Source organism: Vibrio sp. Vb1980 (assembly GCF_033338615.1).
In the GTDB taxonomy this organism is placed as follows: Bacteria; Pseudomonadota; Gammaproteobacteria; order Enterobacterales; family Vibrionaceae; genus Vibrio; species Vibrio alginolyticus.
The window spans coordinates 1-585 of record NZ_JAWOSZ010000128.1 but is presented as its reverse complement, the minus strand read 5'-3'; the positions used below and the strand labels follow the sequence as shown (position 1 = coordinate 585).

1 pseudogene is annotated in these 585 nt (G+C 49.7%); it reads left to right on the top strand.

The annotated features are described in order from the left end of the window. Nucleotides 1–585, top strand: a pseudogene (locus tag R7F64_RS24130) (2-oxoglutarate dehydrogenase E1 component); the annotation flags it as partial.

Here is a 585-nt window from a genome sequence, read left to right as displayed (position 1 = left end):
AGGGGCCTTTCCAAGTTTTTGACTCTGTGTTGTCGGAAGAAGCTGTTCTTGCATTTGAGTACGGTTATGCAACAGCTGAACCTGGCGGTTTGACCATTTGGGAAGCGCAGTTTGGTGACTTCGCTAACGGCGCACAAGTGGTTATTGACCAATTCATTTCGTCTGGTGAGCAAAAGTTGGGACGTCTGTGCGGCCTGACGATGCTTCTGCCTCATGGTTACGAAGTCCAAGGTCCGGAGCACTCATCTGCTCGTCTAGAGCGTTACCTTCAATTGTGTGCTGAGCAAAACATGCAGGTCGTTGTACCGTCAACGCCAGCTCAGGTGTACCACATGATTCGTCGTCAAGTAGTACGCCCAATGCGTCGACCATTGATTGTAATGTCGCCTAAATCATTGCTTCGTCATCCTCTTTGTACTTCGACTCTAGAAGACCTTGCAGAAGGTACGTTCCAAGCAGCGATCCCTGAAGTGGATAACTTGGAGCCAAGCAAAGTGAAACGCGTCGTGTTCTGTTCGGGTAAGGTGTATTTCGACCTTCTTGAGCAGCGTCGCAACAACGAGCAAGAAGACGTAGCAATCGTGC